Consider the following 24,415-nt stretch of genomic DNA (forward strand, 5'->3'; position numbering starts at 1 on the left):
CCTCTCCGTCACATCGGCTTCGGCGCGGCGACGAGGCGGTCGGCCGCATCGAACACGAACAGATTGGCGGGATCGAGGACGGCGTCCAACGTCTGGCCGGGCTCGAATTCGTGGACGCCATGCAGCACCGCGACCCAATTGTCGTCGCCGCGCCGCAGATGCACGAAGCTCTCAGAACCGGTGATTTCGGTCACCGCGACCGTGGTCTGAAACCCATGGCGATCGGCATGGCCGCGCGCGACCTCGATCTGATGAGCGCGGAAACCGACCCGATAGGCGCCGTCGCCGAGGCCCGCGAACACGCCGATGGCGGGCGCTTCGACGCCGCCCGAATAGTGCACCGTCCCGGCCCTCTTCTCGGCGCCGACGATGTTGAGCGGCGGATCCGAGAACACCTGCGCGACCCGCATGGTGTCGGGCTGGCGATAGACCAGCGGCGTCGGGCCGGTCTGCAGCACCCGCCCCTCCCACATGCAGATGGTGCGGCCGCCGAGCAGCAACGCCTCGGAGGGCTCGGTGGTGGCGTAGACGAAGATCGCGCCCGACGCCTCGAAGATCCGCGGCAGCTCGGTGCGCAGCTCCTCGCGCAGCTTGTAGTCGAGATTGGCCAGCGGCTCGTCGAGCAGCACCAGATCGGCGCCCTTGACCAGCGCGCGCGCGATCGCGGTGCGCTGCTGCTGGCCGCCGGAGAGTTGCAGCGGCGTGCGCTTCAGATACGGCTCTAGCTTGAGAAGCTGCGCCGCCTCCTGCACCCGCCGTTCGATCTCGGCGCGCGGCTTGCCCTGCACCCGCAGCGGCGAGGCGATGTTCTCGTACACCGTCAACGATGGGTAGTTGATGAACTGCTGGTAGACCATCGCCACCGAACGCTTGCGCACGTCGATCCCGGTGACGTCACGGCCATCGACCAGCACCCGACCCGAATTCGGCTTGTCGAGCCCGGCGAGCAGCCGCATGATCGAGGTCTTGCCCGACAGCGTCGGCCCGAGCAGCACGCTCAGCGTGCCGCGCTCCAGCGTCAGCGACACGTCACAGATCGCCGGCAGGCCGTCGATCGTCCGGGTGACGTTCTCCAGGCTGACGCTCATGCCCGGCCTCCCGCGTGCTGCTGGGGCTTGTCGGAAGCGCGGTGTGCGGCGATCCACTGATCGAGGGCGGCGAGCGCGGACGGCGGCAATCGCAGACCGAGCTTGGATCGCCGCCAGACGATGTCGTCCGCGCTGCAAGCCCATTCGCGCTGCATCAGATAGCGGACCTCCGCCTCCGTCAATGTGGCGCCGAAGTCGCAGCCGAGGTCGGCCATCGACTGCGCCGCGCCGAGCAGATCGCGGGCGCGGGTCCCGTAGGCGTGCACGAGGCGGTGCGCGTGCGCTGCGGAAAGGAACGGATAGTCGCGCGTGAGCCCGGCGATCAGCGCGGGCGCACCATCGATCGCGAAGTCGCCGCCCGGCAGTGGCTGATGCGCGGTCCAGCCCTCTTCCGCCGTCTTGCCTTTCAGATAAGGCGCCAGTTTCTCCAGCGCCTCTTCCGACAGCCGGCGATAGGTGGTGATCTTGCCGCCATAGATCGACAGCAATGGCGCGCCACCGGGCGTATCCAGCTCGAACACGTAGTCGCGCGTGGCGGCCTTGGCCTCGCTGGCGCCGTCGTCGTACAGCGGGCGCACGCCCGAAAACGTCCAGACGACGTCCGCCGGCTTCACCGGCCTGGCGAAATACGCGCTGACGGCGTCGCACAGATAGCTGATCTCGTCCGGCGTCGCCTTCACCTGCGACGGGTCGCCATCATAGTCGCGATCGGTGGTGCCGATCAGGGTGAAGTCGCCCTGATAGGGGATCGCGAACACGATGCGGCCGTCGGCGTTCTGGAAGATGTAGGCGCGATCGTGATCGTACAGCTTCGGCACCACGATGTGCGACCCCTGCACCAGCCGCACCTTGGAGGCGGCGTTGACGCCGGCGCCGGAGGCCAGCACCGCCTCGACCCATGGGCCGGCGGCATTGACCAGCGCGCGCGCCCGGATCGTGTTGCGCACGCCGCTCTGCGTGTCTTCGAGCGTCACCTCCCAGATGCCGTCATTGTGCCGGACCTGCGCCGCGCGGGTGCGGGTGCGGATCTCGGCGCCGCGGTCGGCGGCGTCGCGCGCGGTGAGCACCACGAGGCGCGCATCGTCGACGAAGCAATCGGAGTATTCGAAACCACGGGTGAAGCGCCCGGGGATCAGCGGCTTGCCGACCTCGTCATGGGCGAGATCGACCGAACGCGTCGGCGGCAGCAGCTTCCGGCCGCCGATGTAGTCATAGAGGAAGAGGCCGAGCCGCAGACGCCAGGCCGGGCGCAGACCGGAATGATGCGGGAGCACGAAGCGCAGCGGGCCGATGATGTGCGGCGCGATCTGCCACAGCCGCTCGCGCTCGATCAGCGCCTCGCGCACCAGCCGAAACTCGAAATATTCGAGGTAGCGCAGCCCTCCATGGATCAGCTTGGTCGACCACGACGAGGTGCCGCTGGCCAGATCGTTCATCTCGCACAGGAACACGGAATTGCCACGGCCGGCCGCGTCGCGCGCGATGCCGCAGCCGTTGATCCCGCCGCCGATGATCGCGAGATCGAAAACCTTCTCCACAGACGCTCCCTGAAGACTCTTGCGAAATTGCTGCAGTGCAGCTTTCGCTTCTGTCGAATTTCTTTCGTAGGGAAATAAAACACAATCAAAAACGAAAGCAAGCCCGATGTGGACCGCCTGTCACGCTTGGAAGGCGGTCTGAACAATCTGTGATTGCTGATCGCAGGGGCTTCTAGGCTGCGCTCTCGTCGAGATCGTCGGCGCGCTTGGGCGACGCCCCGATCACCTGGATACCGTGCGCATCGCAGATAGTCTGCAGCCCCGGCGGCAACGCCTCGTCGGTGATGAAGGTCTGGATCTGGCTCAAATGCGCGATCCGGACCGGCGCGCTGCGCCGCAGCTTGGTCGAATCGGCGACCAGCATCACGCTGCGGGCATTGGCGATGATCGCCTGCGAGGCCTGCACCTCCCGGTAGTCGAAGTCGAGCAGCGCACCCTCCTCGTCGATCGCCGAGGCGCCGATGATTGCGTAGTCGACCTTGAACTGGCCGATCAGGCTGATCGCCGCCGAGCCGATCACCGCGCCGTCGGCCCGGCGAACCGTGCCACCGGCGACGATGACCTCGATCCGCGGATATTTGTACAGCAGCATCGCGACGTTGAGGTTGTTGGTGATGACCAGAAGGTCCTGGTGCGAGGTCAGCGCGCTCGCGACCTCCTCGGTCGTGGTTCCGATATTGATGAACAGCGAGCAGCCGTTCGGGATCTGCGCCGCCGCCGCGGCCCCGATCGCCCGCTTTTCCTCGGCGGCGACGAAGCGGCGCGCCTCGTAGGCCAGATTCTCGACGCCGGAAGCGATGATGGCGCCGCCGTGAATCCGCGTCAGCGAGCGCTGGTCGCACAGATCGTTGAGATCCTTGCGGATGGTCTGCGCGGAGACTTCGAAGCGGCGGGCGAGATCGTCCACCATCACCCGCCCCGAGGCGCGGGCGAGATTGAGAATTTCCGATTGGCGATGGCTCAGAGCAGTCACGCGAACACCCGAAACGGTTTCGTCCATCGTGCGGCTGTTCGCGCCGAGGGTCAACGCGGAGACGCGGGCGACGGACCTTCCCGGCAGAACGTCAGGCAGGGCGCGGCATCTCGAACATCGCGTCGGGCCGGATCTCGAAATAGTCGCCGCGGCGGCCGGCGCGAACGATCGGGCGCGCCATTGCGGTCTGATAGATTCCGTCCTTGATCAGCCGCTTGTCGATATGCACCGCGACGACCTCGCCGATCGTCAGCCAGGCGTCGGTCCTGGTGCCGTCGGCGGCTTTGAGCTGGATGACGTCCGACAGCCGGCATTCGAACGACACCGGGCTCTCGGCGACGCGCGGCGGCTTCACCAGGCGGCTCGGCAGCTTGGTGAGCTTGCCCAGGTCGAATTCGTCGACCTCGTGAGGCACCGTGGCGGCCGTCGCATTCATCGCATGCGCCAGATCCATCGTCACCAGGTTCCAGACGAACTCGCCGGTCTCCTTGATGTTGGCGACGGTGTCCTTCCACTCCGTCGAGGAGAAGCCGATCAGCGGCGGCGTGTAGTTCAAGGCGTTGAAGAAACTGTAGGGCGCGAGGTTGACGTGGCCCTCGGCGTCGCAGGACGAAATCCAGCCGATCGGGCGCGGCGCGATGATGGCGTTGAACGGATCGTGCTTGAGGCCGTGGCCGTTGGAGGGTTCATAGAAGTGCAGTTCGGTCACCGATGATCCTCGCAATTATTCGATCGCAGCGACACGCTTCCTAGCACCGAGTCCGGCGAGCACAAAATCGATCAACTGGTCGAGCGACGGCTCTTCCTTCTCGAACGCCTGCGCGATCATCTGCGGATGGAAGAACCGCAACATCGTGGTGCAGACGCATCCCGCCGCCAGCGGCACATCCGGCGCGTCGAATTCGCCGCTCGCCACGCCCTGCGCAACCACCTCGCCGATCGCGGCGGTGATGCACTCCATGTGGTTGACGCAGACGTCCCAGTTCTCCTGCATCGCGATGGCGACCATCTCGTGGAGCTTTTCGTCCCCGACATAGCGCTCGGTGTTCATGCGGTGCACGGTGGTGAGCAGATCGCGCAGCCGCTCGGCCGCCGGGCCGTGCCCCGCCGCAATGCTGTCCGCGGCCTGCTCGACCTCGCCCATCAGGTGCCGCGCCACGCCCTTGTGGATCGCCTTCTTCGAATCGAAGAAGCGATACACATTCGCCGGGCTCATCTGCAGCACCTTGGCGATATCGGCCACGGTGGTCTTCTGATAGCCGATCTGGCGGAACAGCCGCTCCGCGACCACGAGGATGCGGTGCCGCATGTCGGCTTCGGTGTTGTCGGACGTCATCGTCATCAGGGAGCCAATGTTGAATTATTCCGCGGCGGCGGCAAGTGGAAACGCGGGTTGCGCCGGGTCGCCTTGCTGCGGCGCGAGAGCGGCGCCGCTGTCACCACCGCGCTCGTCGAGGCTATTGCGGAACCACAACGCGTACAGCCCCGGCAGATAGAACAGCGTCAGGAAAGTGGCGACAAACAGGCCGCCCATGATGGTGATCGCCATCGGCCCCCAGAAGGCGGAACGCGACAGCGGAATCATCGCCAGGATCGCGGCCAGCGCCGTCAGCACCACCGGCCGGGCCCGGCGCACCGTGGCCTCGACGATCGCCACGCGCCGGGTCGAGCCCTGCGCGACGTCGGTCTCGATCTGGTCCACCAGAATGACGGTGTTGCGCATGATCATGCCGGCCAGCGCGATCAGCCCCAGCAGCGCCACGAAACCGAACGGCGCATTGGCGACGTTGAGGCCGAGCGAGGCGCCGATGACACCGAGCGGCGCGGTGAGGAACACCAGCAGCAGCCGCGGGAAGCTCTGCAACTGGATCATCAGCAGCGTCAGCATCACGATCACCATCACCGGAAACAGGATGAAGATCGACGCATTGCCCTTGGCGGATTCCTCGATCGCGCCACCCAGCTCGATTCGGTAGGCGGACGGCAGACCTGCGCGGATCGTCTCGAGCTGCGGCCAGATCGCGTTGGTGACGTCGGGCGCCTGCACGCCGTCGACGACATCGGCGCGCACCGTGATCGCCATGTCGCGGTTGCGCCGCCACAGGATCGGTTCTTCGTGCGCGTAGTCGACCTTGGCCACCTGCGACAGCGGCACCGCGACGCCGTTGCGCGCGGTGATCGTCAGTTCGCCGATCCGGCCGAGATCGAGCCGCTCCGACGGCACGGCGCGCGCGACGACACCGATCTTCTCGACGCCATCGCGCACCGTCGTCACCTGCGCGCCCGAGATCAGCATCGCCAGCGCTTGCGAGATGTCCTGCGGCGTCAGCCCGAGCGAACGGGCGCGGTCCTGATCGACGACCAGCTTGAGATAGGGCGACTGCTCGTTCCAGTCGAGATGCGGATCGATCACATTGGGATTGGCCTTCACCACGTCACGCACCTGATAGGCGATCTCGCGCACCTTGGCGGTGTCCGAGCCGATCACCCGGAACTGCACCGGGAAGCCGACCGGCGGGCCGAAGTTGAAGCGGTCGACGCGGACCCGCGCTTCGGCGAGCCGGCCGTCATGCGCCGCCTGTTCGAGTTGCGCCTTGATCCGCTCGCGTGCGGCGACGTCCTTGGCGACGATCACGATCTCGGCGAAGGATTCGGTCGGGAGCTGCGGATTGAGCCCCATCCAGAATCGCGGCGAGCCCTTGCCGACATAGGCCGTGTAGGTCGAGATGTCGCCGTCGTCCTTCAGCAGCGTCTCGGCCTGCTTGACGGTGTTCATCGTAACGTTGAACGCCGTGCCTTCCGGCAGGCGGAGCTGCAGGAACAGTTCGGGCCGCTCGGACAACGGGAAGAATTGCTGCTGGACGTGGCCGAAGCCGACCACCGACGCGACGAAGATGCCGACGGTGGCGAGCACCACCGTGCCGCGCCAGCGCACGCACCAGGCGACGCCGGCGCGCAGCGCGCGATAGATCCTGGTGTGATACACTTCGTCGGGGTTGTGGCCCTTCTTGCCGGCGAAGTCCGGCAGCAGCTTGACGCCGATATAGGGCGTGAAGATCACCGCGACGAACCACGACGCGACCAGCGCGATCGCCACGATCCAGAAAATGCCGCCGGCATATTCGCCGACCGAGGAATTGGCGAAGCCGATCGGCAGAAACCCCACGGCGGTGACCAGCGTGCCGGTCAGCATCGGAAACGCGGTCGACTCCCAGGCGAAGGATGCGGCGCGGGCGCGATCCCAGCCCTGCTCCATCTTCACCACCATCATCTCCACCGCGATGATGGCGTCGTCGACCAGCAGCCCGAGCGCGATGATCAGCGCGCCGAGCGTGATACGGTGAAGGTCGATCGACATCACATTCATCACGATGAAGACGATCGCCAGCACCAGCGGCACCGACAGCGCCACCACGATGCCGGTGCGCCAGCCGAGCGCCAGGAACGACACGAACAGCACGATCACCAGCGCCTCGACGAACGACATCATGAACTCGCCGACGGCGTGTTTCACCACCTGCGGCTGATCGGCGATCTGTTCGATCTCGATGCCCTGCGGAACCTCGCCCATGAACTCCGCGGTCGCGGCTTTCACCTGCTCGCCGAGTTCGAGAATATTGGCGCCATTGGCGGTGACGACGCCAATTCCGATCGCCGGCTTGCCCTTCTGCCGCACCATGTAGTCGGTCGGATCGACATAGCCGTGCGAGACCGTCGCGATGTCGCCGAGCCGGAACACCCGGCCATTGCTCTCGACCGGCGTTTCGGCCACCGCCTTGGCGCCGTCGAGCGCTCCGGTGACGCGCAGCGGCACGCGCTGCGCGGAGGTTTCGACCGTGCCCGCCGGCGTCACCGCGTTCTGCTTGGCGAGCGAGTCGAACAGCGCCTGCGGCGTCAGGCCGAGGGTGGCGAGTTTCGCGTGCGAGAACTCGACGTAGATCCGCTCGTCCTGGGTGCCGTAGATATTGACCTTGGTGACATTGGCGACTTTCAGCAGCCGCTGGCGCAGGCCTTCGGCGGCCTTCTTGAGCTGCGCGTAGGTCGCGCCGTCGCCGGTCATCATATAGAGGATGGAATCGACGTCGCTGTATTCGTCGTTGATGTTCGGACCGATCAGATCGCTCGGGAGCTGAGGCGCGACGTCCCACAACTTCTTGCGCAGCAGATAGAGGAGATGCGGCACTTCGGCCGGCGGCGTCGAGTCGCGGAAGGTCACCTGCATCGCCGCGAACGACGCCTTCGAATAGGTCTGCACCTTCTCGAAATACGGCAGCTCCTGCAGCTTCTTCTCGATCGGGTCGGCGACCTGTTCCTGCATCTCTCTGGCGGTGGCGCCCGGCCAGATCACCGAGATCACCGCGACCTTCACGGTGAACGACGGATCCTCGGCGCGGCCGAGCCGCTGATACGAGTAGATCCCGGAGACGCCCAACGCCACGATGAGGAACAGGATCAGCGCCGGATGCGCGACAGCCCATGCCGACAGATTGAACCAGCGCATCGGATCCCCGCGCGATCTAGAACGACAGCGACGAGACGACCCGGACCGTTTCGGCCGGATCGAGCTTCTGCACCCCGAGCACGACCACCTTGGCGCCGTCCTCGACACCACCGCCGATCACCACCTTCTCGGTCTCGTAGGCCTTTACCGTCACCGGCTTCAGCGTCACCTGTCCGACGGCGTCGACGACATAGACCGACGACGTACCACCCTGATTGAACAGCGCCGACAGCGGCACCCGTGCGACCCGGAGCGTGTCCGGATCGGCGAGCGTCAGCGTCGCCGTCATCCCGAACACGACACGGTCGTCGGCGTCGGGCAGCGAAAACTTGGCGAGGAAAGTGCGGGTCGCGGGATCGGCCATCGGCGCAACCTCCCGCAGCTTCGCCGTGTAGCTGCGGCGCGGCTCCGACCACAGCGAAACACTGGCGACACCCTGGGTCGCCCGCGTGATCAGCGTCTCCGGGATTGCGACCACCGCCTCCTTCTCGCCGAACCGCGCGATGCGGAATGCCGGCTGTCCTGCCGAGACGACCTGGCCGGCGTCGATCAGAGTCGCGGTGACGACGCCCCGGGTGTCGGCCACCAGACTGGCGTAGGACAGTGCGTTGCGAGTGAGGTCCACCGAGCGCTCGGCGCGGGCAAAGCGGGCGCGGGCCTCGTCCGCCGCAGCACGCGCCTGGTCCATCTGCGCTTCGGTCGCCCAGCCCTTGGTGCGAAGCTCTCTGGCCCGGTTCTCGGACGCGATCGCCTGCGCCAGCACGCCCTTTGCGGCGCCGTGCTCGGCGTCGGCCTGCTCGGCCTGCAGCTTCAGATCGGTCTGGTCGAGTAGCGCCAGCGGCTGGCCGATTTCGACCGTCTGACCGACCTCGACCAGGCGCTGCGCCACCTTGCCGGCGACCCGGAAGCCGATATCGGTCTCGATCCGCGGCCGGACCGTGCCGACGAAGCTGCGCTCCGGGGACGCCGTCGTGAAATAGACCGTCTCGACCAACACGGGCCGCGCCGGACGGTCGTTGTTGGACTGCTTGTCATTGCACCCCGCCAGAGCGAGCGCCGCGAGGGCAACCAGAATGCCGGCCAGCAGCCGGAAAAGTCCATCGAACATCGGGTGCGCAATCATCGACAGGTCCTCGAATAGCCACGCGGCACTGTCGAATGACCACTGACGATTGTCAATAATCGTCAGTGGTCATTTTCGAGGAGCTGCGCTATTCTGCCGCACTGCCATAGGCGCGCTGCAGAGCCTCGCCATCGAGCTTCACCATCATCATTGCCAGCATCGCCCGCCGGGGCCCGTCAGCTCGCCAGCCTGAAACTGCCCTCGCAGTGCCGGCGCAATTCGGACAGCGCCTTGGCGAGCTGATCGGCCTGCGCTTCGAGGGCTTCCGCCGACGCGATCGATGCCCCCAGTTCGATGGCGCGCGCGATATCGACGACTGTCGCAAATCCCAACGTTGCAGCGCCACCCTTCATCGCATGCGCTTCGATCGCCAGCATGTCGCGATCAATGGCGTCGCCGAAGCCGCGAAACAAAGCGATCCGGCGTTCGGTTTCGCTGAAGAACAGGGCCACCATGTCGTTGACCTGGTCGCGGCCGATCTCCTCGGTCAGTTCGGTCAGGATATTCAGATCGAGCGGCGGAGGCGGCGCCAGAGGGGCCGGCGGGTCGAGCACCGCCGGGCTGCCGCCGCCGCGCAGCGCGCGCAGCACCGCTGCGACCAGCGCGGGCTTGCGCAGCGGCTTGGCGAGGAAGTCGGTCATGCCGGCCTCGCGACAGGTCCTGATGTCGTCGGGGAACGCATTCGCCGTCAGGGCGATGATCGGCAGCTTGGCGAATGCGCCACCCTGGGCGCGGATCGCGCGGGTGGCGGCCAGCCCGTCCATCGTCGGCATCCGCACATCCATCAGCACGACGTCGAACTCTTCCTCGGCCACCGCGCGCAGCGCTTCGGCGCCGTCGGACACGATGCGGGTCTCGGCGGCGAATTCCTGCAGCATTTTCAGCACCACCATCTGATTGGTGGCATCGTCTTCGGCGATCAGCATCCGCAGCGAATGGCCGAGCAACGCGATCCGGGTTCGCAGATCGTCATTGCCGACCCGGTCGAGCCGATAGTCGGCGATCAGCGCGTTGGTCCAAGGCAAGTCCAGACTGAAGCGGAAGGTCGATCCTTCGCCCAGCTTCGAGGTCACGTCGATGGTGCCGCCCATCTGCTCGACGATGCGCCGGCTGATCGCCAGCCCCAGGCCCGTGCCCCCGAAGCGGCGATTGATCGAAACGTCGCCTTGCGCGAAATCGGTGAACAGCGAGCCGACCCGATCGGGCGGAATGCCGATGCCGGTGTCGGTGACCTGCCACTCGATCGTGGCGTAGCTGTCGTCGCGCTTCACGCAGGTGAGCACGATGGTGACGCCGCCCCGATCGGTGAACTTCACCGCGTTGAAGGCGAGGTTGAGCAGCACCTGTCGAATTCGCTGGGCGTCCCCGGTCAGGGCCGGCGGCAGCCGCGGATCGACGTCGACCTTCAGCGCCAGCCCCTTCGCCCGCGCGTTCGGCTCGACGATCGACCGCACCGCATCGACCAGCACCGACGGCGAGAAGTTGACCTGTTCGAATTCGATGCGACCGGCCTCGAGTTTGGACAGGTCGAGGATGTCATTGAGGATCCGCAGCAGATTGTCGCCGGAGTCGCGGATCGTCGTGACCGCGTGATGCTGCTCCGGATCGAGCTTGGTCTCGAGCAGCGAGTTGGCGAGTCCGAGCACGCCGTTCATCGGCGTGCGGATTTCGTGGCTCATCATCGCCAGGAAGCCGGATTTCGCGCGGTTCTCGGCCTCGGCCTGCTCGGCCCGCCAGCGCTCGGTGACGTCGCGGCCGACGCCGCGATAGCCGGTGAACTCGCCGTTGTGATCGAGCATCGGCCGCGCCGTCAGCGACCAAAGCCGCTGGGTGCCGCCGATCATCACATGCACGACGAGTTCGTGCATCGGTTCGCGCGCCGCCATCTTGGCGGCGACCGCGGCCGCGCAGCGGCCGTCTTCCGGGCACAGCATGCCGAGCACGTCCGAGAGCTGTGCGCCCTGCAGGATACTGACCGGCAGATGCGCGACTTCGACGAAGCGGTCGGGCACATGCACCAGCCGCCCCTCGCTGTCGGTCTGCCACAGCCAGTCGCTGGCGTTCGCCTGGAAATCCTTGAGCAGCAGAGAGATGATCTCGGTGTTGCGCTCGAGTTCGAACTGGGCGCGGAGATTGTCGAAGAACATCTCGCCGTGCGAGACCAGATTCCGCGACATGAACACGGCGTAGAGCATCAGAAAAATCATGGTGATCTGATAGCCGGTGCCGGTGCACAGCATCAGCGCGATCGCAGAGCCGAGCACCATCGCCCAGGTATAGGCAAGGCCTGCGCGCGGCACCGTGGACAGCGCAAACGCGCCGCCCGACATCATACCTGTGACAAGGCAGCCGATGATCAACTGATCGGTCGGCTCGGCATCGGGAAACAGTGCAATCGGCATTGCGCCCCAGATCATGCCGAGGATCAGGGCCTGCACGCTCATCCGCCTGATCGCGTTCGCGGAGGCCTCGCGCGGCGGATTGTGCCGCGTCTTGAGCCAGGACCGCATAGCCAGCGCCGCAGCGATGCCGATCGAGCCGAACCACGTCAGCAGGAACAGGTGGGAGTTTCTGTCCCAGAACGTCACCAGGACCAGTGCCGCGTTGAACATATTGATCGACATCGTGACCGGCACCAGCCGGCTGACGCTGTGGATCTGCGCGGCGCGGATCAGCCGCATCTCGCGTTCGTCGACATTGGCGGGTGTCAGGGTGCCGGCGCCACGGCCGCCGAACCAGAAGGCCAACCGCGAAGGCCAGTCCCCCCGAATCCGCTGTGCCGTCATGATGGTCTGCCGTAGGCCGGACATCTCGCAACGCTCTCTCGGCCGCTCGTCAGGTTCTGCATTCAATCACCGGACCCGGGCCTGGCAAGGTGATTATACCCGCGCCACCGACTACTGTCTTCCGGCGCCGCGTATCAGCTATCGCCCAGGCGTCTGGCGACCCCGGCCGATGGCGTAGCGACCATGGGACCCCGTTGCTTCCGAGGCGTTAATTTGGACGCGACCGCTGCAAGGATAGCCACGGCAGTTAACAATTGCCGAAAGTTACAGGAGAAATCGACTGAGCAATACTGCTCATCCGGGACGGATGATGGATCGACTTCCGCATCGTCGCTCCTCGATTCGCCGGATGGCTGTTCGTTCCGTCGTTCTAACCCGATCGGAAACGATAAATTCCGGAACTGCCGACCGATCCCACCGTTGTCTCTTCGAAGCACACCAGTGAGGTGAAGCTCGAGAGATCAAGGAGAGTTTCGATGGGTAGCACGATGGACAAGATCAAGGGCACCGCCAACGAGATGACCGGCAAGGCCAAGCAGGGAATCGGCGAGGCCACCGGCTCCGAGAAGTTGCAGGGCGAAGGCGCGGTGCAGGAAGTCAAGGGCAAGGGCCAGAAGACGATGGGCGAGGCCAAGGAAGCCGTGAAGGACACCACCGACAAGGTGTCCGATGCCGCCCACCGCAATCTCTGAGCGCGGCATGATCGATCGCGGTTAGTTTACCAAGCTGCGATCACTGCGAAAGAGATCACCACGAAAGACCGGCCTTGGGCCGGTCTTTCTGCGTTTGGGAGCCGATCAACGCCGCGCCCGAACCATCACCGCGGGGTTGACGATGTCGACCGGCTCGCCGGCCGCATAGGACACGATCTGGTCGAACACATCGCCGAACTGCAGTTCGTATTCGTCGTGCGACACGTAGCCGATATGCGGCGTGGCGACGACGTTGTCCATCGTCAGCAGCGGATCCTGCGGATCACGCAGCGGCTCGGCCGAACACGTCGACCGCCGCCATGCCGGGACGGCCGGCACGCAGCGCGTCGACCAGCGCTCCGACCTCGATCAACCCCGCCCTGCTGGTGTTGACCAACAGCGCCGTCGGCTTCATCCGCGCCAGATCCGCACGCGTGACGATGCCGCGGGTGGCGTCGACCAGCCGCATGTGCAGCGACAGCACGTCGCTGTCGGCGAAGAATTCCTCTCTGCTTCCCGCGATCAGATATCCGTCGGCGCGCGCCTCCGCCAGATTGGGCTCGCGCGCCCAGACCTGCACCGTCATGCCGAAAGCACGGCCATAGCCCGCGACCACCCGGCCGATCCGGCCGTAGCCGTAAATTCCCAGAGTCTTGTCGCGCAGCGTGTGGCCGACGCCGATCTGCCATGTGCCGGCCTTGAGCGCCGCCATCTGCTGCGGAATCTGTCGCATCGCCGCCAGCACCAGACCCCAGGTCAATTCGGCCGCCGCATAGGACGGCGCGCCGGCGCTCATGTTCGACGACACCACGATGCCGAGCCGCGTGCAGGCGTCGATATCGATGTGCGGATAGACGCCGCGCTGGCTGATCAGCTTCAGCTTCGGCAGCTTCTCCAGCAAGGCGGCACGGATCTGCGTGCGCTCGCGGATCAGCACCAGCGCCTCGGCATCACGCAGCCGCTCCGCCAGTGCGTCGGTGTCCTGGACGTGATCGTTGAACACCGTGACGTCGTGGCCGTCGAGCTTGGCGAAGCACTCCAGCGTCCGCAGCGTGTCGAAGTAATCGTCGAGGATGGCGACTTTCACGCGGCGTGTCCCTTCTCTTCTTCTCCCCTCCCCCTTGCGGGGAGGGGAGCCATCGCCGCTTCGATCCGAGCAACTATTGCTTTCTCAGTAGCCCAGCGCGCAGCCATCCTTGCGCGGATCGGAGCCGCCGGTGAGCGTGCCCTTGTCCCAGTCGATCCAGATCGCCTGGCCGCCGCCGTGCGGCGTACCGACCGAAGTGACCTGGTGGCCGAGCGCCTTCAGGCCCTCCACCGTCGCGGCGGGCACGCCCTCCTCGAGCTGATACACGTTCTCGTAGTGCAGCCCACGCGGCAGATCGATCGCCTCCTGCACGTCGAGGCCGTAGTCCAGGATGTTGGTCAGGACATGGACCTGGCCGACCGGCTGGTACTGGCCGCCCATCACGCCGAACGACATCCGCGCCCGGCCGTTCTCGGTGGCGAGCGCCGGGATGATGGTGTGCAGCGGCCGCTTGTTCGGCGCGATGCAGTTCGGATGGCCGGGCTGAATGCGGAAGCCGGCGCCGCGATTCTGCAGCAGGATGCCGGTGTTGTTCGAGACGATCGCCGAGCCGAACGAATGCGCGATCGAGTTGATGAACGAGCAGACGTTGCGGTCCTCGTCGACCACGGTGATGTACACCGTCGACGGGTTCATCGGCGGCGACACCTTCGGCAGATCCAGGATCTTGTCGAGCGCGATCTTGCTGAAATGCTCCTCGGCGAATTCGCGCGCCAGAATGCGGATCACGTCGACCTCGACATGGCCGGGGTCGCCGATGTGAAGCTCGCGCATCATGTAGGCGATCCGCGCCGCTTCCGCCTCGAGATGGAAGCGCTCGACGCTGAGCGGGCCGAACTTCGTCAGATCGAACCGGCTGAGGATGTTCAGCATCACCAGCATGGTGATCCCCGGACCGTTCGGCGGGCACTGCCAGACGTCGAAGCCCTTGTAGATGGTGCCGATCGGCGAGGTCGTCTCGGTGGAGTGGCCGGCGAAATCCTCCAGCGTGTGCAGGCCGCCGAGCCCGCGCAGCGTCTCGACCATGTCCTGCGCGACCGCGCCCTTGTAGAACGCGTCGGGACCATTGTCGGCGATCAGCTTCAGCGTCTGCGCCAACTCGGGCTGCTTGATGACGTCGCCGGTCACGGCGGCCTCGCCGTTCGGCAGCAGATAGCGCTCGGTGTTGTGGCCCTTCTTCAGCTTCGCAAAACCGTTCTTCCAGTCGAACGCGACGCGCGGCGCGACGACATAGCCTTCGGCCGCCGCCTTGATCGCCGGTTGCAGCAGCCTGTCGAAGCCGAACCGGCCGTGGTCGCGCAGGATCGTCGCCCAGGCGTCGATGGCGCCGGGGATCGTCACCGAATGCGGGCTGGTCAGCGGGATGGCGTCGATGCCGCGCTCCAGGAACCACTCCGCCTTGGCGGCCGCCGGCGCGCGGCCGGAGCCGTTATAGGCGACGACCTTGCCGGTCCCCTTGGGCTGATACAGCGCGAAGCAATCGCCGCCGATGCCGGTCGATTGCGGTTCGATCACCGCCAGCAGCGCGGAGGCCGCGATCGCGGCGTCGGCCGCGGTGCCGCCGGCCTGCAGAATCTCGATCGCGGCGAGCGCCGCCTGCGGATGCGAGGTCGCCACCATGGCGTTTCGGGCATGGACCGTGGACCGGCCGGCGAAGTGAAAATTCCTCATGGGAACAAGCTCATTGGTTCACCGCGCCGCGCTTCGGCGCCGGCCTAATTGGCATATTCCGGCGGGCCTGGGCAATCCTCGCCGACGCATGCCTCGAGCTGCGGGGTTTCGCGCGGCGGGCGCGGCTGATAGATCATCGCGCTCGCGCGGCGAGCCCGCACAGCAGTGGAGCGTCCGATGGCCGACGATCAAACCCCCAGCGACCGCATCGAGGCGCTGGAGATGCGCCTGACCTATCAGGACGAGACCATCGACACGCTGAACCAGACCGTCACCGCGCAGTGGAAGCAGATCGACGCCCTGACGCGACAGATCGCGGCCCTCTCCGAGCGCCTCGCCCAGGCCGAAACCAGCGTCGCCGCCCCCGCCAACGAGCGCCCGCCGCATTATTGAGGCGGGGCTGTAGTCGCGCGCGGTCTTGCGCCAGTCCGCAATCTGATCTGTGGCGGGGCTCTCTTCACCCTCCCCTGGAGGGGGAGGGTCGGCGGGCAGCGCGCGAAGCGCGGTGCACGACGGGGTGGGGTGAGCCGCGGGCACGGCGGATGAACTCTTCGCCACCCCACCCCGCTCGCTACGCGAGCGACCCTCCCCCTCCAGGGGAGGGTGTTTAGTCCCGCCCCGCCGCCAATCGCTGATCGCGCAGCTCGCGTTTCAGCACCTTGCCGATCGCGCTGCGCGGCAAGGCTTCGGAGAGGACGACATCGGACAGCCGCTGGGTCTTGCCGACCTGGGCGTTGGTCCACGCTTTCAGCTCCGCGGGGTCGAGCGCTGCGCCCGGACGCGGCACCGCGAAGGCCACCGGCGTCTCGCCCCAGTCTTCCGACGGCATGCCCACCACCGCAACCTCGAGCACCGCAGGATGCTGGCTCGCGATCGCCTCGATGTCGCTCGGACAGATGTTGAAGCCGCCGGAGATGATCATGTCCTTCTTGCGGTCCATCAGCGTCAGGAAGCCCTCGGCATCGAACCGGCCGACGTCGCCGGTGCGCACCCAGCGGTTGCCTTCCTTGTCGGTCCACAACGTCTCGGCCGTCTTCTGCGGCTGATTGAGATAGCCCTTCATCATCACCGCCGAGCGGCCGACGATTTCGCCAATCTCGCCCTGGGCGACGAAATCGCCGTCCTCGTCGATCAGCCGGATCTCGTGCTCCGGCATCGGCTGGCCGACGGTTGCGAGCTTGTCGGGATGCTCGTGCGCCAGCAGCGCGCAGGAGCCGCCGCCCTCGGTCATGCCATAGTACTCGGTGAGGCCGCCGGGCCAGCGCGCCAGGATATCGCGCTTCAGCTCGGCCGCGAACGGCGCCGAGGTGCAGAACTTCATCACGAAGGACGACAAATCGTAGTCGGCGAATTCGGGCATCGCCATGATCCGGCGATATTGCACCGGCACCAGCATCGCGTGGGTGACGCGGTGCTTCTGCGCCAGGTCGAGGAAGCCCTTGGCGTCGAACTTCTTCATCAGCACCAGCGTGCCGCCGCCGGCCAGCGTCGGGTTGAAGCACACCAGCGTGGTGTTGGAATAAAGCGGCGTCGACAGCAGCGTCACGGCGTCGGGCCCGTAGCCGAGCGGATCGAGCTGGCCGTATTGCCGCCAGCGTAGATAGTGGGTGTGGACGATGCCCTTCGGCGTGCCGGTGGTGCCCGACGAATAGATGATGTTGAACACCCATTCCGGATCGACCGTCACCGGCGCGGGCTTCGCGCCTTCCGGCGCGATCCAGCCGGCGAAGGCGGCCCCGCTGGCGCGGCCGTCGAGCGCGACGCGGCGGATGGCGGGGTCGATCGCTGCGCCCTTCATCGCATCGGCGGCGAAGTCGTCGGTGAACAGGATCCTGGCGGCGGAGTCCTTGACCATCGCGGCGAGATCCTGCGCGGTCGAGGACGGCGCCAGCGGCGCCACCGCGACGCCGGCGCGGAGCGCGCCGAGAAAGGTCGCGACGTATTCGATCGAGGACAGCGCGCAGATCGAGATCGCATCGGTCGGCTCGATACCGTCGCGCTGCAAGGCGGCCGCGACACGGTCGATCAGCGCGTCGAATTCCGCGTAACGCAATTGACGCTCACCGTCGATCACCGCGATCCGGTCCGGATGCGCCTGCGCCGTGCGGCGCACCAGTTCGTCGAGGGTGATGAAGTCGGGCATTTCGGTCTCCGGTTGGTTTCTTGTTGGCTCTGTATAGCAGCAAGACTCGTCATCCTGAGGCGCGAGCGAAGCGAGCCTCGAAGGATGACAGCGGCACGTGTGGCCCATCCTTCGAGGCGCGCCCCTCAGGATGACGCCGACGGCGTCGAAAGCCTACCGATCCAGCTTCTCTCCCCTCAACCACGCCGCGCCGCTGGCGTAAAGCCGCTCCACCGCCTCGCCTTGAAGGCCCGGCATGTCGCGCTTGATCTGGTAGCCGATCCGGCTCTGCAGATACGCCAGATGCCGATAGCCTTCGGGGAATTGCGCGAGCAGCGCGGCATCGAGTTCGAGCTTCGCCGAGGGATCGACCGGATCCATCCGGTCCTTTTCATAGATCGGCTGACGCAGCACGAAGCCCCAGCGGCCGTCGCGCTTTTCGAGAAAATCGTAGAACCGCCCGGTGCAGACGACGTCGACCACGACGTCGTGCACGCGGGCGCGCTGCGCGATCGTCATCTTGGTCTGCGAGATCGCGCGGGGCCCCGCGAGGTCGATCGCCTGCCCACCGAGGAAATGCAGGATCGAGACGCCCTTGGCCCAGCCGGCCTTGCTCATGGCGATGAATTCGTCGGCGGTGCCTTGGGTCCAGGTCGCCATCATCCGGCCGTCGTCGAACCAGACGGTGCGAAACCGGTCCCAGTCGCCGGCGTCCCGCCACACCACCCAATTCTCGATCAGGTCGCGAATCGCGAGCCTGTCCTGCAACTCCGGATCCATCTGCCGTTTCCGCCCCAGCGTCTTGCGCGGTGCCACTATAAGAACGGCAGCACAAAGTGCGAGGGGGCCGGATGCAGCGGCGCCCTGCTTCGGCGTCGGGTCGGAGGAGGCAAGGCCGCGATCGGGCGGGGCCGCGCGGCTCAGTTGCGGGCTTCGGAGCGGTCCTGCAGCATCGCGCTCAACCGCGGGTGCACCTCGATGTTGCGGTCGTAGCTGATCAGGCCGAGCTTGCGGAACTTGTTCATGAAGAAGCTCACGCGCGAACGCGTAGTGCCGATCATCTCCGCCAGCGTCTCCTGGCTGATGTGCGGTGCGATCGGCTGCGCGCTGCCGTCATTGTCGAGCTTCGAGAGGCGCAGCAGCAACCGCGCCAGCCGCTTCTCGCTGGAGTTGAACAGCTGGTCGATCAGATCCTCTTCCATCCCGCGGTTGCGCAGCAGCAGATGGCGGGTGAACAGTTCGGCGAAATCGGCTTCGGTGCGTAGCGCCTCGATCATCAGGCATTTGTTGATCGAGGCGACGACGCAATCGCGCATCGCGATCGTGGTCGCGCAACGCGTCTCATCGCCGATGAGGCAGTCATCCCCGAAAAACTGCCCGGATTCCACCAGACGGATCGCCGCCTCCTTGCCCTGCGCGGACAGCACCACGACCTTGATCCGGCCATCGAGCAGAAAGAACACGCTGTCGGCGGCGTCGCCCTGGGAGAAGATCTCCTGGTCCCGCGTGAACCGCAGGATCGACTTTCCAGCGCCGGGCCTGGCGAAAAACTCCCGGTAGTCGAAATCGGCTTCCAACCTCATAACCGTCTCCAACTCCATGGGAAGCTGATACGGCTGAAATGATAGACCGCCGCCGCCTGAAATCGCTGGTAAAAACTCCGAACCTAGTGAAGGTACGAGGTCTCGCCGCAACAGTTTCAAACGGGTAGTCGACGAAAGAGAGCCTTCGGCGAGAACATGCAGACCGGTACGCGCGCGCGTTGAGCTCCCCCTTGATCCTTCAACGGACGAGACCAGGTTGGAGCCGCGTCGCCTCAGCGGTCACGCTCCGCAGATGGAGACCGGGCAGAATACGATCGGGGCGATCCACTGATCGTCGCCGATCAAGCATCACGCCACCGGCGTGATCCGCTCGTCGCTCCACGACAGGCCGAATTCGTCGAGGCCGGCGGCGAGATAGTCGCTGAGCAGCGGCTCGCCGAGCAGGTAGCGCGCGGTGCGGCCGTTGCGGCCGTCGGCGGCCTCGCGGCGGAGATCCTCCCATTCCTCGATGCTGCCGTCGCCGCGGCCGAGCCGCATCAGCGCGACGAGATCGATCTGTTCTTCCTCGGTCATCGCGGCGATGAAGCCGGCGATCTCCTGCGCCACCGGATCGTTGCCGTTGTCTTCCAGCACGTCGATCATGTTGTCGTCGGCGCCGTTCGACCCGGAATCGACGTCCGTGGCGCCTTCCTTGACGTCGTATTCCCGTGCCTTCTCGATCAGGAAGCCGACCTTGTCGGTGGAAATTGCGAGTTCAGGCATCGAATGATCTCCCATCGTTTGGCGCCATACGACCAACGCGTCGCAGCGGCGGATGATCCATTGCACCGCACCGGCAAAACCAGCATGGTCGGGCAAAACAACAGTCGGGAGAGACGTGGGATGGGCTGGACGATCGGCAAGGTCAAGATCACAAAAATCGTCGAAATCGAATCCACCGGGGGCACCCGGTTCATCCTGCCGCAGGCGACCAACGAGGAAATCCAGAAGCTGGCCTGGCTCGCGCCGGACTTCGCCAATGCGGAGGGCCGGCTGCGAATGACGGTGCACGCGCTGGTGGTCGAGACGCCGACGCGCCGCATCGTGGTCGATACCTGCATCGGCAACGACAAGCAGGGCCGCAGCGTGCCGACCTGGAACGGGCTGGACAGGCCTTTTCTCGCCGACATGGCCGCGGCGGGCTATCCCGCGGACAGCATCGACACCGTGATCTGCACGCATCTGCACGTCGATCACGTCGGCTGGAATACAAGGCTCGTCGATGGGCGCTGGGTGCCGACCTTCGGCAACGCACGCTATGTGTTCGCGCGCGACGAATACGACTACTGGAAACAGCACAGCACCGAGGGCGAGCACGCGGCGGTGTTCGCGGATTCGATCAAGCCGGTGGTCGATGCCGGTCTGGTCGACCTGGTGGCGAGCGACGCTGCGGTGGCGGACGAGATCACGCTGATCCCGACGCCCGGCCACAGCCCCGGCCATGTCAGCCTGCACGTCCGGTCCGATGGCAAAGAGGCGCTGCTGAGCGGCGACGTCGCGCACCATCCCTGCCAGATGGCGCATCTGGACTGGGCCTCGACGGTCGATTTCGATCCGAAGCAATCGACCGAATCCCGGCGCGCGCTGTTCTCGCGCTTCGCCGATACGCCGACGCTGGTGATCGGCGGCCATTTCGGACCCGGCCACATCACGCGCGACGGCGACGCCTTCCGGCTGGTGGCAGCGCAATAACAGCGCCCGCGCAGCAACGCCGCATGGGCCGCCCGCGACTACGCCGGTTGAATTCCGCGCGGCGCTGCTCCATGAGGTGAGCAGCAAAATTCAGGAGGAAGCGCTACATGAAGCTCGTTCGATATGGTGAGATTGGCCAGGAGAAGCCCGGCCTGATCGATAAATCAGGCCAGTTGCGCGATCTGTCGGCGCAACTGCCGGACCTCGCCGGCGAAGCGTTTGCGCCGGCCGGCCTCGCCAAGCTCGCCGCGCTCGATCCCGCGAGCCTGCCGGCCGTGGCAGGCCAGCCGCGGATCGGATCGCCGGTCGGCGGCGCGCCGAAATTCATCGCGATCGGGCTGAACTACGCGGATCACGCCGCCGAAGCCAACATGCCGATTCCGTCCGAGCCGATCGTCTTCATGAAGGCGTCGAGCTCGCTGTGCGGGCCGAACGACGACGTCGAAAAGCCGCGCGGCTCGACCAAACTCGACTGGGAAGTCGAACTCGCGATCGTGATCGGCACCCGCGCCAAATACGTCTCCGAGGCCGATGCGCTCGACTACGTCGCCGGCTACGCGGTCTGCAACGACGTCTCCGAACGCGCCTTCCAGATCGAGCGCATGGGGCAATGGACCAAGGGCAAGTCGCACGACACCTTCGGGCCGCTGGGCCCGTGGCTCGTCACCAGGGACGAGATCGCCGACGTGCACAAGCTCGGGATGTGGCTCGACGTCAACGGCAAGCGCTGCCAGACCGGCTCGACCGCGACGATGATCTTCAACGTGCCGAAGATCGTGTCCTATTTGTCCGAACTGATGACGCTGCTGCCCGGCGACATCATCACCACCGGCACCCCGCCCGGCGTCGGCATGGGCATGAAACCCCCGCAATTCCTCGATGTCGGCGACGTCGTCACGCTCGGCATCGACGGTCTCGGCGAGCAGAAGCAGACCATCGTGGCGGCGTGAGCGCTGCGACGAGCAAAGCCTCATCCTGAGGAGCGCTCCGCAAGGAGCGCGTCTCGAAGGATGGCGAAGTGAGTGGTGCCTGCGGCCCATCCTTCGAGACGCCCGACGACGCGCGACGCGCGTTGCCGGGCTCCTCAGGATGAGGTCGTAGTTGGTGAAACGCCGTATTGATAAGCCCAATTGGAAGGGACTTCCGATGAAACTCTCGTTCTCCCCCGCCTCGCCGTTCGCGCGCAAGCTGCGGATCGCGGCGATCGAGCTCGGACTGATCGACCGGATCGAATTCGTTTCGGCGACGGTGATCCCCGGGCAGGCCAATGACGACTACATGCGCGACGTCAATCCGCTGAAGAAGCTGCCGGCGCTGATCCTCGACAACGGCGAGGTGATCGTCGATTCCTTCGTGATCGCCGAGTATCTCGACGACCTCGCCGGCGGCGGCAAACTGATGCCGGCTTCGGGGCCGGAGAAGTGGCGCGTGAAGAGTGATCACTCGCTGCTGCAGGGCATGCTGGATTCGATGCTGCTGTGCCGCTACGAGAAGCTGGTGCGGCCGAAGGAGCTGTTCTGGCAGGGCTGGTACGACGACCACTGGAATCGCGCCTGGACCGGCCTGGCGCGTTTCGAGAAGGCCGATAAGGTCTTGAACGGACAGCTTGATTTGGCGCAGATCGGGCTGGTTTGCGTGCTCGGTTATGCGGATTTCCGGTTTCCGGATTGCGGCTGGCGCGAGGCCTACCCCAAACTCGCCGCGTTCAACGAGAAAATGCTGGAGCGTCAATCGGTTAAGGTCTCGGTGCCGCCGCCGGCGTGAGCCTTTGCGCCGCCGGCGTGAGTCTTTGCGGCTTGCGGCAAACCCGTGACAAACTTCAGGCAGGTCGCGCCGCAAGAATTGCGCCGCTCAATCGAACAGGCTCGGCGTGTAGTTGACCGCCGCGCCCTCGATCGACAGCAGTTTGAGCTTGGTGGCGACGCCGCCATTGGCGGAAAATCCGCCGGGCTTGCCGCCGGCGGCGAGCACGCGGTGGCACGGCACAATCACCGGCACCGGATTGCGGCCGAGCGCCTGCCCGACTTCGCGCGCGAGTTCGACTCCGCCGAGCTTCTTGGCGATGTCGCCGTAACTAAGCGTCTGCCCGGGCGGGATGGTGCGGGCGATTTCGTAGACGCCGCGCTGGAATTCGGAGACGCCGTCGAGGTCGAGCGGGATGTTTGTGAGGTCGATCGGCTGGCCGGCGAGTAGCGCGACGATGCCGTCGATCGCTTGCTGCACCGGCGGCGGCGGCGCGGCTTCGTCGATCTCGCCATAACGCTGAACAATCCGCGCGCGGGTCTGCGCCTCGCTCGGCTGCGGCAGTTGCACGGCGACCACGCCGCGATCGCCCCAGGCGATGCCGCAGCGGCCGAGCGCGGTGTCGAACATCGCGTAGTTCTGCGCCGTCATCGGACTTCCCGTTGCTGATGCGCGCACGAGCTTAGCCGCGGCGGGTGCGGCGATCCACCCGGTTTCAGCAACCGCCCTGCTCGATCCGCTCGGCGATCGCCGTGAGCCAGGCGCCGCGCTGCTGCTGCAGGCTCTTCGCCCGAGCCGCCGCGGCCGCGCGCATCGCCGGCAGCGCATCGATCATCGCGGCGATGCCGGCGACCAGCGCCGCCTGCTCGAACGGCTCGGGCAAGACCAGCCCGGCGCCGCTGCGCTCGATCTCGCCGGCATAGCCGCAGGCCGCCGAGGCGAGCACCGGCACGCCGGCGAGCAGCGCCTCGCCGATCACCTGGCCGGCGGCTTCGGAGCGCGCGGGGTGCAGCATGAAATCGGCCGCCGCGATCAGATCCATCACCTCGGCGACGTAAGGCACGATATGCACCCGCCGCTCGAGGTCGCGCCGCACCACGCGGCGATGCAGCCACGGCGAATCCGAACCGGCGACGACCAGATGCAGCTTCGGATACAGCGCCAGCGCCGCGAGACTGCGATCGACGCCCTTGAGCTTCGGATCGACCGCGACCGACACCGCCATCAGCGCATCGTCGGGAATGCCGAGATTTTTCCGCCACGGGGCGGAGCCGAGCTTGCGCGCGGCGGCGTAGCGATCGTCGTGCAGCACCATCGGCAGCACGGCGGCGCGGGCCGGATCGAAATCATAGGCGATGAAATATTCGTCGCGCTGCCGCTCGGTGAGGAAGAACAACCGGGTCGCGGACGGCGCGGCGAACACCGCGCGCTCCAGCGCCAGCCGGGTGCGGCGGCGCGGCGGCCACACCAGCAGCCGCCACGCGTGCAGGATCGCGGCGCCGTCGGCGACGTAGTGATAGTCGACGTCGGGGATTCGTTCGAACGACAGCATCGCGTCGGGCTTCTCGCGCAGCCTGTGGGCGATCACCGCGCGTGCAAAGTCGCGCAGCAGCACGTGATTGGCGAGGCCGCGGGCGCGCAGCTTGGTAATCCGCAGATCCTCGATGCCGGCGACATCGGCCGAATTCGTCAGCACGGTGACGTCGTGACCGCGCGCCGCAAGATGCCGCGCGATCGCCATGCAATCGCGTTCCTTGCCGCCCAGTCTGTCGAGTTTGAAGATCGCCAGCATGACCTTCATGGGAAACGCCGGCTC

At 66.1% G+C, this 24,415-nt stretch carries 20 protein-coding genes and 1 pseudogene; 5 read left to right on the top strand and 16 right to left on the bottom strand.

Annotated features, from left to right (window positions below):
- Nucleotides 1–8: 8 nt before the first annotated feature.
- From SR870_RS14665 to SR870_RS14700, 8 genes are all read right to left on the bottom strand, one after another.
- Nucleotides 9–1,088 (bottom strand): ABC transporter ATP-binding protein, encoded by a 1,080-nt coding sequence (locus SR870_RS14665; RefSeq protein ID WP_322514282.1) that lies wholly within the window; start codon nucleotides 1,086–1,088, stop codon nucleotides 9–11.
- Entirely contained in the window at nucleotides 1,085–2,626 is a 1,542-nt protein-coding gene (gene glpD, locus SR870_RS14670; protein ID WP_322514283.1) for a glycerol-3-phosphate dehydrogenase, read from the bottom strand. The genes SR870_RS14665 and glpD overlap by 4 nt, the downstream gene beginning before the upstream one ends.
- 172 nt (nucleotides 2,627–2,798) lie before the next feature.
- Nucleotides 2,799–3,599 carry a DeoR/GlpR family DNA-binding transcription regulator gene (locus tag SR870_RS14675; protein ID WP_322514284.1) on the bottom strand — a complete coding sequence of 267 codons (801 nt, stop codon included), beginning with the start codon at nucleotides 3,597–3,599 and terminating at the stop codon, nucleotides 2,799–2,801.
- A 91-nt stretch (nucleotides 3,600–3,690) separates the two neighbouring features.
- Nucleotides 3,691–4,308 carry a flavin reductase family protein gene (locus SR870_RS14680; protein WP_322514285.1) on the bottom strand — a complete coding sequence of 206 codons (618 nt, stop codon included), beginning with the start codon at nucleotides 4,306–4,308 and terminating at the stop codon, nucleotides 3,691–3,693.
- Between the two features lie 15 nt (nucleotides 4,309–4,323).
- A complete protein-coding gene (locus SR870_RS14685; protein WP_322514286.1) occupies nucleotides 4,324–4,941 on the bottom strand; it encodes a TetR/AcrR family transcriptional regulator in 618 nt (205 codons plus the stop codon).
- An 18-nt stretch (nucleotides 4,942–4,959) separates the two neighbouring features.
- A complete protein-coding gene (locus SR870_RS14690; protein ID WP_322514287.1) occupies nucleotides 4,960–8,100 on the bottom strand; it encodes an efflux RND transporter permease subunit in 3,141 nt (1,046 codons plus the stop codon).
- 16 nt (nucleotides 8,101–8,116) lie between these two features.
- Nucleotides 8,117–9,223 carry an efflux RND transporter periplasmic adaptor subunit gene (locus SR870_RS14695; RefSeq protein ID WP_322514288.1) on the bottom strand — a complete coding sequence of 369 codons (1,107 nt, stop codon included), beginning with the start codon at nucleotides 9,221–9,223 and terminating at the stop codon, nucleotides 8,117–8,119.
- A 176-nt stretch (nucleotides 9,224–9,399) separates the two neighbouring features.
- Nucleotides 9,400–12,033: an ATP-binding protein gene (locus tag SR870_RS14700; protein WP_322514289.1), complete on the bottom strand. Its 2,634-nt coding sequence runs from the start codon at nucleotides 12,031–12,033 to the stop codon at nucleotides 9,400–9,402.
- A gap of 452 nt (nucleotides 12,034–12,485) precedes the next feature.
- Here SR870_RS14700 and SR870_RS14705 point away from each other — a divergent pair, with 452 nt between their 5' ends.
- Nucleotides 12,486–12,701, top strand: a complete 216-nt coding sequence (locus SR870_RS14705) for a CsbD family protein (RefSeq protein ID WP_322514290.1) — start codon at nucleotides 12,486–12,488, stop codon at nucleotides 12,699–12,701.
- A 105-nt stretch (nucleotides 12,702–12,806) separates the two neighbouring features.
- Here the strand turns inward: SR870_RS14705 and SR870_RS14710 are convergent.
- Nucleotides 12,807–13,788, bottom strand: a pseudogene (locus tag SR870_RS14710) (D-2-hydroxyacid dehydrogenase family protein).
- Nucleotides 13,789–13,872: 84 nt separating this feature from the next.
- Nucleotides 13,873–15,459, bottom strand: a complete 1,587-nt coding sequence (ggt, locus tag SR870_RS14715) for a gamma-glutamyltransferase (protein ID WP_322514291.1) — start codon at nucleotides 15,457–15,459, stop codon at nucleotides 13,873–13,875.
- 177 nt (nucleotides 15,460–15,636) lie between these two features.
- On the opposite strand from ggt, the gene SR870_RS14720 reads away from it, so the two are divergent.
- Nucleotides 15,637–15,852, top strand: a complete 216-nt coding sequence (locus tag SR870_RS14720; RefSeq protein ID WP_322514292.1) for a SlyX family protein — start codon at nucleotides 15,637–15,639, stop codon at nucleotides 15,850–15,852.
- A gap of 214 nt (nucleotides 15,853–16,066) precedes the next feature.
- On the opposite strand, the gene SR870_RS14725 is transcribed toward SR870_RS14720, so the two are convergent.
- From SR870_RS14725 to SR870_RS14740, 4 genes are all read right to left on the bottom strand, one after another.
- Entirely contained in the window at nucleotides 16,067–17,602 is a 1,536-nt protein-coding gene (locus tag SR870_RS14725) for a class I adenylate-forming enzyme family protein (protein WP_322514293.1), read from the bottom strand.
- 153 nt (nucleotides 17,603–17,755) lie between these two features.
- Nucleotides 17,756–18,361 carry a nuclear transport factor 2 family protein gene (locus SR870_RS14730; RefSeq protein WP_322514294.1) on the bottom strand — a complete coding sequence of 202 codons (606 nt, stop codon included), beginning with the start codon at nucleotides 18,359–18,361 and terminating at the stop codon, nucleotides 17,756–17,758.
- A gap of 140 nt (nucleotides 18,362–18,501) precedes the next feature.
- The gene (locus SR870_RS14735) at nucleotides 18,502–19,164 is read right to left on the bottom strand and encodes a Crp/Fnr family transcriptional regulator (protein ID WP_322514295.1); all 663 of its coding nucleotides are present in this window, start codon (nucleotides 19,162–19,164) and stop codon (nucleotides 18,502–18,504) included.
- Nucleotides 19,165–19,473: 309 nt separating this feature from the next.
- Nucleotides 19,474–19,887: a DUF3775 domain-containing protein gene (locus SR870_RS14740; RefSeq protein WP_322514296.1), complete on the bottom strand. Its 414-nt coding sequence runs from the start codon at nucleotides 19,885–19,887 to the stop codon at nucleotides 19,474–19,476.
- Between the two features lie 120 nt (nucleotides 19,888–20,007).
- On the opposite strand from SR870_RS14740, the gene SR870_RS14745 reads away from it, so the two are divergent.
- The 3 genes from SR870_RS14745 (at nucleotide 20,008) to SR870_RS14755 (ending at nucleotide 22,620) form a co-directional block, all read left to right on the top strand.
- On the top strand, nucleotides 20,008–20,856 hold the full coding sequence (locus tag SR870_RS14745; RefSeq protein WP_322514297.1) for an MBL fold metallo-hydrolase: 849 nt from the start codon (nucleotides 20,008–20,010) through the stop codon (nucleotides 20,854–20,856).
- Between the two features lie 107 nt (nucleotides 20,857–20,963).
- Nucleotides 20,964–21,806, top strand: a complete 843-nt coding sequence (locus tag SR870_RS14750; RefSeq protein ID WP_322514298.1) for a fumarylacetoacetate hydrolase family protein — start codon at nucleotides 20,964–20,966, stop codon at nucleotides 21,804–21,806.
- A gap of 196 nt (nucleotides 21,807–22,002) precedes the next feature.
- A complete protein-coding gene (locus SR870_RS14755; RefSeq protein ID WP_322514299.1) occupies nucleotides 22,003–22,620 on the top strand; it encodes a glutathione S-transferase in 618 nt (205 codons plus the stop codon).
- 87 nt (nucleotides 22,621–22,707) lie between these two features.
- On the opposite strand, the gene SR870_RS14760 is transcribed toward SR870_RS14755, so the two are convergent.
- Both SR870_RS14760 and SR870_RS14765 read right to left on the bottom strand, forming a co-directional pair.
- On the bottom strand, nucleotides 22,708–23,250 hold the full coding sequence (locus SR870_RS14760; protein ID WP_322514300.1) for a methylated-DNA--[protein]-cysteine S-methyltransferase: 543 nt from the start codon (nucleotides 23,248–23,250) through the stop codon (nucleotides 22,708–22,710).
- Nucleotides 23,251–23,314: 64 nt separating this feature from the next.
- Complete coding sequence (locus SR870_RS14765; RefSeq protein WP_322514301.1) at nucleotides 23,315–24,400, bottom strand: glycosyltransferase family 4 protein; 1,086 nt, start codon at nucleotides 24,398–24,400, stop codon at nucleotides 23,315–23,317.
- Nucleotides 24,401–24,415: the final 15 nt, after the last annotated feature.

This window comes from Rhodopseudomonas palustris (assembly GCF_034479375.1).
GTDB classification, from domain to species: domain Bacteria; phylum Pseudomonadota; class Alphaproteobacteria; order Rhizobiales; family Xanthobacteraceae; genus Rhodopseudomonas; species Rhodopseudomonas palustris_M.